Source organism: Gardnerella sp. DNF00257, assembly GCF_049262745.1.
Classification (GTDB): Bacteria; Actinomycetota; Actinomycetes; order Actinomycetales; family Bifidobacteriaceae; genus Bifidobacterium; species Bifidobacterium piotii.
The window spans coordinates 1121761-1137598 of the sequence record NZ_CP058403.1; the positions used below are offsets into that span (position 1 = coordinate 1121761).

At 40.5% G+C, this 15838-nt stretch carries 6 protein-coding genes and 4 tRNA genes; 1 reads left to right on the top strand and 9 read right to left on the bottom strand.

Going from position 1 to position 15838, the window contains the following annotated elements; translation table 11 throughout:
* Positions 1 to 422: 422 nt before the first annotated feature.
* Positions 423 to 9359 carry a Rib/alpha-like domain-containing protein gene (locus HXT23_RS04310; RefSeq protein WP_422112751.1) on the top strand — a complete coding sequence of 2979 codons (8937 nt, stop codon included), beginning with the start codon at positions 423 to 425 and terminating at the stop codon, positions 9357 to 9359.
* A gap of 303 nt (positions 9360 to 9662) precedes the next feature.
* Here the strand turns inward: HXT23_RS04310 and HXT23_RS04315 are convergent.
* From HXT23_RS04315 to HXT23_RS04355, 9 genes are all read right to left on the bottom strand, one after another.
* Positions 9663 to 9735: transfer RNA gene (locus HXT23_RS04315), tRNA-Val, on the bottom strand.
* A 40-nt stretch (positions 9736 to 9775) separates the two neighbouring features.
* Positions 9776 to 9847: transfer RNA gene (locus HXT23_RS04320), tRNA-Val, on the bottom strand.
* A 31-nt stretch (positions 9848 to 9878) separates the two neighbouring features.
* Positions 9879 to 9949 (bottom strand) — tRNA-Cys (locus tag HXT23_RS04325).
* Positions 9950 to 9976: 27 nt separating this feature from the next.
* Positions 9977 to 10049, bottom strand: a tRNA-Gly gene (locus HXT23_RS04330).
* Between the two features lie 118 nt (positions 10050 to 10167).
* Complete coding sequence (locus HXT23_RS04335; protein ID WP_016635530.1) at positions 10168 to 11106, bottom strand: acyltransferase domain-containing protein; 939 nt, start codon at positions 11104 to 11106, stop codon at positions 10168 to 10170.
* 42 nt (positions 11107 to 11148) lie between these two features.
* Complete coding sequence (locus tag HXT23_RS04340; protein WP_422112752.1) at positions 11149 to 12675, bottom strand: DUF4127 family protein; 1527 nt, start codon at positions 12673 to 12675, stop codon at positions 11149 to 11151.
* 1 nt (position 12676) lies between these two features.
* Positions 12677 to 13519, bottom strand: a complete 843-nt coding sequence (locus HXT23_RS04345; protein ID WP_016635532.1) for a carbohydrate ABC transporter permease — start codon at positions 13517 to 13519, stop codon at positions 12677 to 12679.
* On the bottom strand, positions 13509 to 14480 hold the full coding sequence (locus HXT23_RS04350) for a carbohydrate ABC transporter permease (protein ID WP_016635533.1): 972 nt from the start codon (positions 14478 to 14480) through the stop codon (positions 13509 to 13511). Before HXT23_RS04350 ends, HXT23_RS04345 begins: the two co-directional genes overlap by 11 nt.
* Positions 14480 to 15763: an ABC transporter substrate-binding protein gene (locus HXT23_RS04355; protein WP_016635534.1), complete on the bottom strand. Its 1284-nt coding sequence runs from the start codon at positions 15761 to 15763 to the stop codon at positions 14480 to 14482. Before HXT23_RS04355 ends, HXT23_RS04350 begins: the two co-directional genes overlap by 1 nt.
* Positions 15764 to 15838 lie beyond the last annotated feature (75 nt).

The window sequence follows — 15838 nt, forward strand, 5'->3', positions numbered from 1 at the left end:
CAACAGCTGTTCTATCTATTCTGCTTGCCATTCGCGCGCGTTTTGCTCCTTATTTATACTATTGCCCGCCGCGTATAATCGCCTAGTTGTGCAACACGCCAAAATAACATCTGAATAAATTCTTATAAAAGGTTAAAAATTTATAATAAAATCCTCCATATATTGTTATATCAACATAATATGCATCAAATACCCCCCCCCATCAGTAAATTTTACACTTGTAGTCAACATCACGCTTAAAAAATTTCACTCAAAAAACAAAAATACGATATAATATCTTGAATTGATGAATATTTATCTGTTCATGTAATTGAGCAAAGCTTGAATGCATACATGTTAAGCACACATTAGCAATCGCAATGCATCGCATGCTCCACAAAGCGGCCGAATAAAAGAAGAACACAAAAAGAATGGGGATTATTATGGCAAAGAACACTCGCCAAAAGCACGCACGCAATCAAGAGTATCGCTCATTTGCAAATGTAAGCGCCGATTTTAACGCATCAACCGCGCGCAAACTGTCACTTAGCGCGCTTACAACAGTTCTTACTGCAGCAACCTGCTTGGGCGGTCAGCCACTACTCGCATCCTCTAATATTCTTCTTCCTCCAACTACAGCGGCTTTTGCATCTCAAGTGAGTGATGCAAAAAATACTCCTTGGCTACATACGCCAAACATTCTTGAGTTCCAAAGGTATCGTTTTGTTAACAGCAATGGAAAAACTGGCTCAACAGCCGATTTGGGTGATTACGATAACACCACCAAGAAATCGGATATGTATGCACACGTTGAAGAAAACAACGGTGCTAAGTATTTAGTCTTCGATGTGTTCTTCAACAACGACGGCAAATCAATGGTCACTCATTCTAGCCAGCATCAATACGTGTGGCAGATTCCTTTTACAGTTGCAGACTTAAACAATGGAGGATATAAAAACGATACTATCAGCGATTTGAGCTTCGACTTCTATCAACGAAACAATAATTCTCCTCAAGCAACAAACGCGATGCTTTCGCGTGATATTAAATTGTTCAGCAAAGACGATAGCAAATCTTTTAACGTTAATTTCTTAAACAATGGTAAAGATCACGCAGGCTCAACATACTTATACACATTAGGCATAAGAGGAGGAAACAGCTACAATCGCGACTTAAGTGAAACATTCCACAATAACGCTAGATCAAATAACGGAAAAGTGGATCCTGTTATTGAAAAAGCAGTAAAACTTTATGGACCATATTCAGGAAAAAGCTACGGCATTGGCTTAAGAACTACTAATGCAAATTATGCTGTTCACATGCACTGCAAGTTGAAGCTGCGCCAAGACGCAACTATAGACGACATTCAAAACGCTTTTACTTGGGCAAACAGTAGCTCTTATGGTAAAACAACTAACTCTGCTTACACGTTTATTTCTGGTCGCACACAAGACGAGAACTTCCCTCGCACAAAAAGCGATAAAATCCCTCCAAAGCTGTATTTTAATGGCAAGGAAATTGGCGATAAGGACAACAACAGCATTACCGTGTATCAGGGCGAAAGCAACACCTTCACTTTCAGCACGTCCGACAATAGCGAAAAGGTGACGAAGTTCTCCGTAGGTGGATTCCCTAACGGTATAAACGCAAACTTTAATGAGAGTAATAAGGACGGCTTTGACGCGACTGAAAAGAAGCCTTACAAACACGAAATTAAAGACGTTAAGTTTGAGCACAAGGATGGCAAGACGCCAGTAAACTCCGACTACACGATTACTGTTTCTGCAACCGACGCTTCTGGCAACAAAGCAGAAAAGAAAGTCACTGTACATCTTAAGAATCTGAACCAGAAGTACAAGGCTCCAACCGCTACCCCACTTACTGTTGATTGGGGGCATGAGCTTACTAAAGACGAGCTTATAAAGCAGATAAAAGACAATGATGGAAATGGCGAAATAACTTTTATTGACAAGAAGTTGCCAAAGACAAATCTATCCGAAAGCCGTTTCAAACATTCTAAGAACACTCTGCAAGTCGCATCAAAAATCATATATGCAGATGGATCCTACCATCTAGTGAACATTCCTGTAATAGTTAAAAAGCCACTTGCTTTTGAGCACGCACCAAAAGGAAGCGAGAACACTGTAACCGTTGGGGATAAACTTAAACAACCAAGCGATTACATAACACTCGAAAATAATTCTGACAATAAAGTTAAGCCGCAAAAAGTAGAATGGTACGGCGGAACACCTAATTCCAGCACAATTGGCAACTTTAATAACACTGTCAGAGTGCATTACACAGACGGTAGCCACAAAGATACTACTGTAACATTTAACGTTAAGCCGAAAACACCTGTTATTGAAACAGATTTGAACGGTCGAGCAAAAATTAAAAACCAGAAAGTAGTAGTAAACGTCGGCACTGGGTTTATACCAGGTGCCACAAACAAAGTTACATTATACGATGCCAACAATAACGCAATTGGCTCTACTACCGAAATCAAAGACGGTAAGGCAACTATTACTGTAGCTAATAGCATACCTGCAGGAAATGTGTATGCGATTACAAGCAGTTCATACAACAATCATCAGGATAAACATACAAATACCTTCAATTTATCTTCCGATAGAAGTGACAATCACCAAGCTACAGAAGATAGACAAAAGCCAACACTTACAGCAAACGATGCAACTGCAAAAGTTGGAGAAAACTTAAGCTTTAATCTTGAAGCAACAGATGATATTAAAATTGACGACTTCAATATTGCAGCTCCATTAGCGGGACTTGTAAATAATGATTTTTCACGTTTGAAGATTGAATACCAAGGCAAACAAGATGATCCAAAAAATCGCAAAGTAAAAATTACGATACTTGGCATGAAAGCAAGTGAAGTTGGAGAACATAAACTCAAGTTCTCAGTTACTGATGCAGCTGGAAACAAAACTGAGAAGGAAGTTAAGCTAACAGTTAAGCAACCTTACGAGCTAAAAGCAAATCCTATTACCGTTGACTTAGGTCATGAACTTACTAATGATGACGCTAAGAAGATATTTGAAAACAGCAAAAATGTTCCTTCTGGAACAACATACACTTGGGTTACTAAACCTAAGACCGACTCAACTGGTAAAGAAAATCCTGGCACAGTAAGAGTCACCATTCCTGGAGAAAAACCTAAAGAGATTTCTGTAGCTGTAACAGTTCAAGATACAGTGAAACCAGTAATAAAGGTGTACAAGAAAGGCCCTGGTGACACTTGGACTGAAGTAACCGAAAAGGTTACTGAAGGCAAAACAAGTTACACAAAGATTGACACGTACCACGGTGACAAGTGCGAACTGAAAATAACAGCAACAGACAACAGTGGCAAAGTTACAGATTTGAAGATTGATCGTTTAATAACCGGCATGACTTCATCTGATTTTGCAACAAAGCAAGGCGTCGGTTCTGAAAAAGATCCTCGAGCTATAAAGATCGCAGGCTCTGTGCCGAATGGCACGGCTGCCGGAGCGTACTCTAGGACTCTTGTAGCAGTTGATGGCTCTGGAAATCAAACGAACTTCCCAATTCGCTTTATTGTGCACAATCAAGCAGATAAATTCGGCAAGATTACTCCAAAGGATATAACTCATAACATTCCTGAAGATGGCAACAATAATAATCACCCAAAGGCTGAAGATGGTATATCCGAAGCTAGCAAGAAAGATTTGCCAACCGGTACAACGTATTCTTGGGTTAAGGAACCAGATTGGAATAAGCCTAGCAAAGATACAACTGCTACAATTCGCATAACGTTCCCAGACGGTTCTCACGTAGACGTTTCACCAAAGCTTACTGTTACGGATACAATTAAGCCTGTTATTGAAAAGCCTGATTTAGGAACAGCAAAACATGGAAGCAAAGATCATTACTTACTGAAAGTTCATCGCGGTGAGAAGTTTGATCTTACACTGAAAGTTCACGACAACACTGGCAAAATAGTCGGCGCAATCTTGGATAACAATGTACCTGATTGCGGAATCACTAATACTAATTTAACAGTTGACAATGCAGGCAACCACAGTGTTAAGAACCCTGCTATTGTTCATATAACTGGTACAGCACCAACCAACGAAGGAACAAGCCAATATTGGAGCCGTACTGTTACTGTAACAGACGAGGCTGGTAATAGTTCTAAACTCCCTATTCAGATTGCTGTATATACAAGCGCGGAGGAACACAAAGCCACATCAAAGCAAGTCCGAAAACCATTTAATACAGCAGTAACTGTTAAAGACATTCAAGATGCAATAACAACTGACTATACAAGCAAAGACCCAACTAAGAAACCAGTAGTTTCTGTAAAAACTGGCGAAAAATTACCAGATGGCACAACTTCTGGAAACTCTAAGGTTACAGCAATTGTTACTTATCCAGATGGTTCTACAACAGAAGTTGTAGTTCCTGTCACTATTGATACTGCTCTTAGTAGAACACATATTCCAACATCTAACATTGTAGAAAAGTCTTACGGCTCTACGAAAGACGATATAGAGAAATCTATAACAAGCACTTCTAAAGGCGGCGGAATATCTTGGCCTAATAACAAAGTTCCTACAGGAAATACAACAATTGAGATTTCCGACAAAACCAAGATTCCTAGAGGAACTGAGCCTGGCACATACGAAGTTCCTGTAAAGATAACGTATAGCGATAACTCTGTTGGATACGCCACAGTAAAAGTTAAGATTGGCGAGCCGCAGAGCAAGAGCTACAACCCACAAGGCAATACGCTTACATTTGCTTACAACTCGAAGCCAAAGACTGACAACATATCCGGTAAAATTACTGGTGTTGGAAACGGTAATGGCATTAGTTTTGGTAAAGATAAGCAGGGTAAAGATATAGCACTTCCTTATGGTGCTCATATTGCTATTGACAACCCAAGTAACATTCCAGACGGAACCAAATCTGGCGATTTCAGTATTCCTGTAACCATTACATATAAGGATGGTTCAGAAGATCATACAGTTGTTAAGGTAACAATTGGCGAACCACAAAGCGAAACAAATAAGCCAACTGTTACTGATATAACGAAGAAGTATGGCGAAAAATCTAATAAAGATGAAGTAAATAATCACGTTACTTTTGACAGTAGTAAGCCTAAACCAACCGTAACTGTTGAAAATGCTAACGATATTCCAAATGGTACAACTCCTGGCGACGTAAATATTAACGTTAATATTGAGTATCCTGATGGCTCCAAATCTCGCGTTACAGTAAAAGTTACTACTGGAGATCCTGATACCAAGACTTACGCACCAAGCGCAAACGAAGTTAAGAAAAACCGTAGGGATAAGATTACTGCTGCGGATATCACTGGTGCTGTAAAGACTTCTACAGTTGATGGCAAGACCCCGGATAAGAGCAAAACAAAAGTAGAGCTTGTAAACAAAAACAACTTGCCTGATATGACTAAGACTGGCACAACTAATGTTCCTGTTAAGGTCACATACCCAGATGGGTCAGAAGTTGTTCTTGAAGTTCCAGTGGTAGTTAGGGATACTGACAAGGATATTTACACGCCAACGTCTTCTACGCTAGAAAAGCCTTACGGCTCAACTATTAGCGAGAAGGATATTACTGATAAGGTTACGGTTCCACACTTTGTTGGAGATGCAACTAAAATCTCTTACAAAGTCAAGGACACTAAGAAGATTCCAGGAGGAAACTCAGAGCCTGGAGCTTACACAGTACCTATAACAGTAACTTATCCGGACGGCACAAGCGAAGATGTGGACGTAAACGTTACAATCTTGAATAAGGATTCCGACTCTTACGAACCAACCGCTAAAACTCTTACGAAGAAGCACGGAGAAACGATTAGCAATGACGATATTACCGGTCAAGTAAGTGTGCCTAATTATCCATCTGACACTGGCAAAGAGCAGCCGACTAAGACTGTGGAAACTGGAGCAACGCTTCCAGATACGAATACTCCAGGTGAAAGCGATGTGCCGGTTACTGTTAAATACCCAGATGGTACGACCGACACTGTAAATGTTCATGTGGTTGTTAAGGATGCGGATGCGAATACGCATACTCCACAAGCTGAACCACTTGAAAGGAATATCAACGACGGAAAGCCTAACGATAACGAAATTACAAGTAAGGTTACGATTCCTACTTGGCCAGAAAATGAAACGCCAAAGCCAACTTACTCTATTAGCAATGAAGATGCTAAGAAGATCCCTAATGGAGATAAGGCTGGCAAGTTTGAAGTGCCTGTAACGGTTAAGTATCCGGATGGATCAACAACTGTGATCAACGTGCCTGTAATTATTAAGGCTCCAAAGCCAGAAGCGAAAACTGGTGTGACTGTGCCAAAGGGTGTTGAACCTAAGCCAGAAGACATGATTTCCAATAAGGATAAGTTCCCTGATGACACGCAGTTTGAGTGGAAGAAAGAGAACGGCAATGAAACTGACAAGCCAGACACCAAGACAGCTGGAAACACGCAAGGCACTGTTGTTGTAACAGTTCCAGGGCAAAAGTCTCAAGAAGTGACAGTAAAGGTTAACGTTGTTGAGCCAAGTGCATCTGAAGTCAACGTTCCACAAGGCACGGATTTGCCAGACGCTAAGGATGTTATTAAGGATTCCAACGATACGAATAAGTATCCTAGCGGAACTACCTTTACATGGAAGCCTGAAGATAAACCGGATACTAACAATCCTGGCGCAAAGAATGGCAAGATTATTGTTACCCTCCCAGGTCAATCTCCTGTAGAGGTGCCTGTAACAGTGAACGTTTTGCCAAAGCCAGAAGCGAATGTTGTGAACGTTCCACTAAATGGCACACTTCCAGAAGCTAAGGATGTTATTAAGGATTCTACCGATAAGAATAAGTTCCCTAAGGATACTACGTTCAAGTGGAAGACTAAGCCAAAAACAGACGAGTCTAGCAAAGACAAGAAAGGCGTAATAACTGTCACTATTCCAGGCGTAAATGGCAAGCCTGGAACTTCTGCTGATGTAGAAGTTACTGTGAACGTAACTCCTAAGCCTAATGACAAAGTTACCACCGTCGCACAGAACAGCGATCCAGATCCTAAGAACAGCATTGCCAATAATGGTGATTTCCCAGATGGCACTAAGTTCGAGTGGAGCAAGGACCAAGACGGAAAGTCTGGTAAGCCAGACACGTCTAAAACTGGCACTGGAAAAACTGGCACTGTTGTGGTAACTGTTCCAGGGCAAGCCCCTCAGACCGTTGAAGTCAAGGTAAACGTTATACCAGCACCTGAAGTAAATAACGTAACTGTGTTGCAAAAAACTGGCGGCAAGGACAATACTCCTCAGGCAGGTGACTTAATCTCCAATAAAGATAAATTAAATGGAGCAACTTTCGAGTGGAAGAAAGACGGCAGCGGCAACGAAACTGGCAAGCCAGACACGTCACACGTTGGCAACCAGCCAGGCATCGTAACTATTACGGTTCCAGGAATGACCCCTGTAGATGTGCCTGTAAACGTGCTTGTTGTGCCAAATCCAGAAGGCAAGACGGTGAGCGTGCCAGTAAACGCCAAGCCAAAGCCAGAAGACAGCATTGCAAACAATGGTGACTTCCCAGATGGCACTACTTTCGAGTGGGAGAAGGATGCTGCTCCAAAGACCGACAAGACGGGTCCTACTACTGGCACTGTGATTGTAAAGATTCCAGGCCTAAAAGACCCAGTAGAAGTGAAAGTAACTCTAAACGTTACAGACAAGCCATTTATCAACGATAGTAGCGCAAAGAACACGCCAGAAAATCCTGGTAAAACCACTATTACTGGTAAAACTCAGCCAGGAAACACCGTAACTGTCAAAGACAAAGACGGTAAGACTGTTGTTGGTACTGGAACTGCCGACAAAGACGGCAACTTCACTATCGAAATCGATAAGAAGGATCCTGGCACAACGCTCAATCTTATTCCAAGCAATGGCAAAGATGAAGGCGAAGCTACTACCGTAACCGTTATTGCAAAGCCAAAAGCTCCTACAATCACCGTTCCTTCGGAAAATAAAGACGGAAAGCCAGGAGACGGAAACGTAACAGTAACGCCTACAAAAGATGACAGCGCAACAGTTGTTACGATTGTGATTACTGCTAAGCCAAATCCGCTTAACGGTCCAGAAAAGCCAGTTCGCACGATTGTTGTTAAGAAGGGCGACGACGGCACGTGGAAGAAGGATGGAGACGTTCCAGAAGGCGTAACTGTTGATCCAAAGACTGGTGAAGTTAAGATTCCAGCCAAAGACTTGGAGGACGGCAGCACGATTACTGCTGTTGCTAAGGATAAGGATGACCACTCTTCGGATAAAGCGGAGAAAACAACTGGCTTTAAGACTCCGCAGATTACCGGACAGTCTATAGCAGACGAGCCAAGCGGCAGCGGTAGCGAAAGCGGTGGAGATCAGGGCGGAAGCCATGGAAGTCAAAAGATTACTGGCAAAACCGATGTTCCAGGCGCAACTATTACTGTTACCGACAAAGATGGAAAGCAAATCGGAACCGGTAAAGCAGATAAAGATGGCAACTTCACTATTACTATCAACAAGCAAACGCCTGGCACGATTGTAAACCTTACTCCTACAAACGGCGAAGGTGATTTTGCAAAGACTGGAAACACTGTTGAAGTAACGGTTGGCGGAGATATTGCCGTTCCACGCATAGACACGCCTGCAGACGGAAGCGCCACAATAACACCAAATCTTACGGATACGCGCATAGATAAGGTTGTTATTACGTATACGCCTGAAGGCGACGGAAGCACGCCGCAAACTGTTACAATCACCGTTATCGCCGAGGGCGATATGCGCGTGTGGAAGATTGACGGCACTGCTCCTAACGGCGTAACTGTTGATCCAAATACTGGCGTTGTTACGATTCCAGCTGCAAACGTTAAAGACGGAAGCACGATCACCGCTGTTGCAAAGAATAGCACTGATAGCACTGCTGGAGGCTCGTCTAGCACTGTTACAGGCACGATTGCGCAGCCTGGAGGCAGCGGTAGCGGTAGCGATGATGGTAGCGGTAGCAGCGATGATGGTAGCGATAGCGGCGAAAGCGATAGTGGCACAAACGAAAGCGGAAGTCACATCAATAATGGCAACAACGCAAACAACACCAACAACGCAAACAAGAATGGCAACAAAAATGACGTAAGCGGCCACAATGGCGGCAATAATCATGGAAACCAATCTAGCAATAGTGGATCTAATAGTGAATCTAGACGAGATAAAGGTGCTCTAGGCAATACTGGCGTTGGTGTTGCATTAAGCGCTCTTGCATCTGCGATGCTTGCTGGCATGGGTGCTGCAGGAAGGGCTGTATCTCGCCGCAAGAAGCGCAACTAGCTAGCACGCGCTAAGTAACTATAAACCAACAAACAAAGGCCTGGAGCGATTGCTCTGGGCCTTTTTGTTACCCGCTTTTTTGAATTCTGCAGCTAACCTGCGCGAACGATATTTCCGCACTTTGTACCATATTCCACCTAAATTACGTACAAACTCGGGAAAAACTTCCGCTTTTTGTACCATATTTGACCTAAAAATGGTACAAAAAGCGGAAAACAGATCGTGTCGTTCTCGCAGTTTAAGCGCGCGAACGTCAATGAATAAAAAAAAACGCGGCAAAATACCGCGAAAACAAACATATTGTGGGTGATATAGGAATCGAACCTATGACCCCTTCCGTGTGAAGGAAGTGCGCTAGCCGCTGCGCCAATCACCCAAAATTTTTTTAATTATGCGTGAAAGGCAATCCTTTCGAGTGGGCGATACAAGGTTCGAACTTGTGACCCCTTCCGTGTCAGGGAAGTGCGCTACCACTGCGCCAACCGCCCAGGTTGTTTATTAAGCTAACACGCTCAATCGAGGTGGGTACGAGAGTCGAACTCATCTATACGGCTTTGCAGGCCGCTGCCTAACCGCTTGGCTAACCCACCACAAGGCCGATAACTCACCAGACCTAGAGCGGACAACGGGACTCGAACCCGCGGTCTCAACCTTGGCAAGGTTGCGCTTTACCAACTAAGCTATGTCCGCAATGCTTTCTCGCTAACTAATGCCAGTCCGAAGCACGAGTAACTACTATACCAGAAATATTTATAAATTCAAGTCCGCCGCCCGTTGGCGTGTCGAATAGCAAACACTGTTAAATTTTCTACCTAACATTCTTTAAAACTCCGTACCCAATCGCCATCCTTCCCCCATTTTCAACATATTCCCTAATATTTTTTTGCAAACTTGTTTCCGTCTTATCACTTTCCATGCGCACTTCCTTGCGCACTTCCCCACACGCTTCTACATTGTTTTCCTTGCCACAATTTACACCATTTTCACCACGCCCAAAAATCTTGCAATTTTCTCCAAAAACCCAACGCTTATAGTCGTCAGAATACGCAATTCCAAAAACTCGAAACATAGATCTAAATACTCGAATATTCGACTTTTCTGGTAGCAACTTATCTAAAGCAGGATCAAGCAGCCACGATATGCAATAAAAAGTGCAATTCTTTAACTCAGGAATGTACTTATCTATAAACTCATTAGCCAACATAAAACTTATCGTTAAATTTTCTATGCTTAACTTTGCATCAGACGGAATATGTACGCTTACCAGATTTTGCCTTTTGCAAAACTCAAATTCTAATTCACCTAATCTAAATATTTTCATAGAAAGAAGACGTGGAAACCAAAATTCTTCACTAAAAACAAAAGGATACTTGCCAACACGAATCTTCTTAACAAATCTTTTAATAAAACCAAAAGTACTTAAAAAGACTTCATCTTTAATTCCAGCTTGTTCATATCTTCTACGCACCAAAAGAACGCATACCATAAATATTGAAAGAATCCGCATTCCGCTATCATCAGCACAATATTCATTCAATTTTGCAACTGCTAACTCTTGATTAAACCCGTCATTAAAAAGGTCTTGTATGCAATCCATCAAAACAGAAATATCTATATTTTTAAAAGATTGTACTATTGTGCGCGTTAGGCAATCATCAAAATGCAATTCGTTACACAGATTTTCAACATCTTCTGCAGTCTGCAAAATCAGGTATGACTTTTCATCTTCTTTTAACAAATCACACATTTTTACCTCACAATAAGCCTCACAATAAACTCACAACAAGCCTCACAACAAATCAAAATTAACTTCAAACATCCTTTTCCATGGAAAATCTACATTATTGATTTTCAAAGGAAGCGCTTTTGATAAATTCAACTTGCTATACTCTTTCTGCAACAAGTTTTTAGCTTCGCACTTAGCCCACGCTTCGCATGGCTTTACATCAAAATAATTACCACCATAATTATCAATCCTCTTAGCTATATTCCATCGAATATTTGATTGATATAACGCATCTTCGATTATTCTATATGCAATATTTTTCTTTATACTTTTTGAATCAATGCCTAAAATTGCTTGAGATAAAACTGTTCCCAAAGTATTGCAATTTGTATTCCATCCCGCATAACTAATAATTCTGTCTAAAACGTTATTATCATCTAGCAAAGTTAATAATTGCAAATCCCCACCATTTGAATACGCACTATCACATAATGCAACTTTCTTACCAGATTCGACTAACGTGCAAATATGATTAGTAAAATAATCTAAATTTCTATACGTGTCGTACGTTACATCATGATTAGATACAGAAAATTCTGCTTCTTGCATAACTTTTCCAGGAGCATTAATCATTAAACAAATGTTGTTTAGTCCACTTAAACCGCTTAAATCACCTAAATCGCTATCTTCCCAATTTTCTAAAAGCCTTGCTCCACAAGCTAAAACATGAGATTTTAGGCTTTCAAACATAGGCCTATCTTCGTAAGAAGGAACTATTGTTGGCCCTAATATAGACGAATATTCAACACTTATAGAAGGCTTTATTCTATGCGATTTACAAAACGCTCTTGCAAGCAGAGTCATGCCAACTTCATCTGATCCAGGATACATAGCAACTCTACTGTTTAACCTCTTAGAATAAACAGCTGATTGAAGTCTTCTTTGAGATACTGCAGTATATCCGTATGGACTAGAATCGTCTTGTGGAAAAATAAGATAATCAATAGTATTATTTGCTACTAAATCAAGAATTGATATATTAATACCAAGATTTTTATCACGACGATTTTCATAATCATCAATAACATATTGAGGAATATCAAAAGATTCTAACTCTTTCTCCTGCAATTGTGTTAGATCATTGCATCTAATCTTTTTATCACTCAGATATGCTCTTAAATAAAGACTCCTACCATATTCTGCGTAATAATCAGGCTCCTCATCGCTGCTGTTATACGCAGGCGCGCGCATAACAGTGCAAAAAACAAATAAAGTCATATTTGGATTAACTTTTTTGAGCTTTTCCAATACGCTCAGTCTGCTTTGCAAACAATCGCTTTGTAAATTATGTACTCTTGAAGGAACCAATCCCCCATACACAAGCATGTCTGCAGATATTATAGCAATATCACATTTTTTGGCGTTATCCATCAAGAAATCAACTATTCCATTAATATCTGCAGACTGTTTTTTATTACCTAATAATTCTAACGGCACATTTACAAGGTCAAAATCACTACTTTTAGCTAAAAGCTCTGGGAACTTATAGTTACAAGGTCGCTCGTCTAATGGAAGAAATAAGACTTTCATTTTAACCTTTCAACCCACCTTCTTGTAATCCTTTGTAAAGATGCTTTTGGAATAGAGCAAAGAATACAACTATAGGAACAAGCGATATTATTGCGCCAGCCGCAACTAATCTAGGATCCGTATAGAACGTTCCTTGTAAACGATTCAAGCCAACAGTAAGCGTATATTTATCGTCATCGCTTAATGCAACCAATGGCCACAAGAAGTCGTTGTAGCTTCCAACAAACGACAATATTCCAATAACAGTAAGCGTTCCTTTTACCTGCGGCAATGCTACATACACGAATCTTTGCCAAATATTCGCTCCATCTACTTTTGAAGCTTCTAGTAAATCTTGCGGAACAGATTTAAACGCATTTACCATAAGCAATACGTTTAACGGGCCAATCAAACCAGGCAAAGCCAAACCAAACAGAGTATTCGTTAATCCCATACCTTTTACTAGAAGGAATGTAGAAACAAGAATACCTTCGCATGGCATGATGATTGCGGCAACAAAAAGCAAATAACCGATTTTACTAAACTTAAACTTTAAGCACCCAAAAGCATATCCAGCCATTGAGCATCCGATTATATTCCCCAAAACATTCATTGCTACAACAATCAGGGTATTGCACAAATAGTGAAGTATAGGAACTGTTCTAAATGCTTTTACAAAATTTTGCACTGTAAAATCATGCGGAATCAAATACGGAGGCATTGCAAAAACATTGTCATTAGGGCCCTTAAATGCTAGTGCAATTTCCCATACTAATGGACCAGCTAGCAATATGAACACTAATACAAGAATGCAATATTGAACTATCGTTCCGATTCTAACGCGATGAGTGTTATTAGTTTTCATCTCCAGCACCCCTGTGAACAAATATTTGCTGAATAACTGTTATAAAACCAACAATAATTAACAGAACAACGCTTATTGCGCTAGCGTATCCAGTACGAGCACTCAATCCTGTTCCTTCTTGCTGAATCAGCATTGTCATTGTTATGTCTTTTCCGCCTATTCCGCCTGTACCACGAGTAATTACATACACCTCGTTAAACACTCGGAATGCTGCTACAGACGAAAGCATCATTATTAGAGTCATTGTGGACCTAACTCCTGGTACTGTAATGCAGAAGAATTTGCGCATTATTCCAGCTCCGTCTATATCGGCAGCTTCGTACAATGATTTATTTATGTTAGCTAAAGCTGCTAAATAAATAATCATGTAATATCCAAGACCTAACCATATTGTTACAAACATTGCACTAAAAATTGTTAGCCATCTGTCTGTAAGGAATGGCAATGGCCCTGTTACTACGTGAATCATCTGTAGAATGGAATTAACTAATCCCCTTGTATCGAGCAAGTTAGTCCAGATAAGCCCTATTACCACTGCAGACAACACTACTGGGAAGTAGTAGGTTGTTCTAAAGAATCCTATTATTTTTGAATCTTTACTCACTAAAGCAGCAAGTATAAGAGGCAAAATAATCATAAATGGCACAACGCATACTGTGTATAAAGCAGAATTGAAAATAGCAGTTACAAAACGACTATCGCCAAATAGTTTTACGTAATTTGCAAATCCAACATTGTGCCCAGGTATAAGCATTCTAGCGTTTGTAAAAGATCTTAAAATGGTGTTTATAAACGGATAAATGCAAAACAATATAAGTATGATTAAAGCTGGCAGAACAAATAACCAAGACATGCACCCATCTTCGTTAAATTTTTTACGGAAGATGCCCCGAGGGGCAGGAGCCGCATTACTGCGACTCACTGCCGACTCGGCTTGTGGATTATTCATAGGAGAAATCATTACTTTAACCTGTCGTTTAGTGCAGCAACTGCTTTATCAAGCGCTTCTTTAACTCCCTTTTCTCCTTGAATTGCCTGAGTTAATTCAGGAGATAGATAGTTTACGCCGTCAGTATCGGAAATCTCTGGTGGGAAGTTTGCAACAGTACCATTGTCAATTTCTTCCTTAGCAACTTTAAGAACCTTGCCTTCTATAGTAGATTCGTCAATGCTCTTAAAGAATGGATCATCCATTGCGCCAGCTGCAGAAGGATAAGTATTTGACTTCTTAGAAAACTCAACTTGATTCTTCTTGTTTGTTAAGAAGTTAGCGAGCTTCAAAGCCATTTTCTTATTCTTTGTTTGAGAATTTACTGCCATTAGCATTGGGTTAAGTGTATTCTTCTTGTTAGTTGCCAATGGTGCTACATCAAGTTGCTTATAGACTTGCGGAGCATTTGCCTTAAATGCGGCAACAGAAGAAGTTGAATCAAGCATATACGCTATGTTTCCTTGGAAATATAGTTTCTCTGCGTTAATTATGTTTGCGTTCATTCCATCTTTAGGAATAGCACCCTTCTTATAAAGATTTGCATAATGCTGAATATACTCAACACCCTTGCTAGAGTTAAAGGTAAACTTTGATCTGTCTTTACTCAAGAAGTTAACACCATACTCTTCAAACTGCGAAGGGAATACGTATGGAACAGCAATCATGTAGCTCTTACCACCGCATTTTTCATTAACCGTATTTGCCTGATCGAATAAATCATTGTAGGTTTTTGGCGGCTTATTAATGTCTAGACCGCAGTTAGCAAAAACATCCTTGTTCAAATAAGCAACATCAATATTTAAGTACCACGGGAATCCATAGACTCCTTCGTCAATACCATTGCCCGAGAATTTAGATCCATCCCAAACCTGAGGCAAATAGTCCTTGGCCATTCCTGCAGCTTCTTTACTAAGATTCAGCAACGCTCCAGACTTTGCAAGATTGTATGCTTGCTGTTCGTTAACATTTACAATATCTGGCAATTGACCAGCTGCAGCATCCGTAGATAACTTTGAATCATAGTTTTCTGCAGGCTGATCGACCCACTTGACTTTTACTCCAGGATTTTCTTTTTCAAACTCACTAATAAGTTTTGTAAAATATGGAGTGTAAGTATCGTTCTTAAGGTTCCAAGTTTGGAACGATACTGTAGAAGATTCGGAATTATTTGCAGAAGAACCGCATGCGCATAACGATAGTGCGGCTGCGATTGAGACGCATCCAGCAATAACACCTTTACCAATAGCATTCATAATGTTTCTCCTTTGAAATCAATTTATGTATTAACAGTTACGTATTAGCAATATCTAGTTGGAAAATGTATGTAA

Excerpts from the sequence above, each read along its gene's own strand:
- HXT23_RS04355 (WP_016635534.1), bottom strand. The coding sequence starts at position 15,763 with ATGAATGCTATTGGTAAAGGTGTTATTGCTGGATGCGTCTCAATCGCA.
- HXT23_RS04345 (WP_016635532.1), bottom strand. The coding sequence starts at position 13,519 with ATGAAAACTAATAACACTCATCGCGTTAGAATCGGAACGATAGTTCAA.
- HXT23_RS04335 (WP_016635530.1), bottom strand. The coding sequence starts at position 11,106 with ATGTGTGATTTGTTAAAAGAAGATGAAAAGTCATACCTGATTTTGCAG.
- HXT23_RS04340 (WP_422112752.1), bottom strand. The coding sequence starts at position 12,675 with ATGAAAGTCTTATTTCTTCCATTAGACGAGCGACCTTGTAACTATAAG.
- HXT23_RS04310 (WP_422112751.1), top strand. The coding sequence starts at position 423 with ATGGCAAAGAACACTCGCCAAAAGCACGCACGCAATCAAGAGTATCGC.
- HXT23_RS04350 (WP_016635533.1), bottom strand. The coding sequence starts at position 14,480 with ATGATTTCTCCTATGAATAATCCACAAGCCGAGTCGGCAGTGAGTCGC.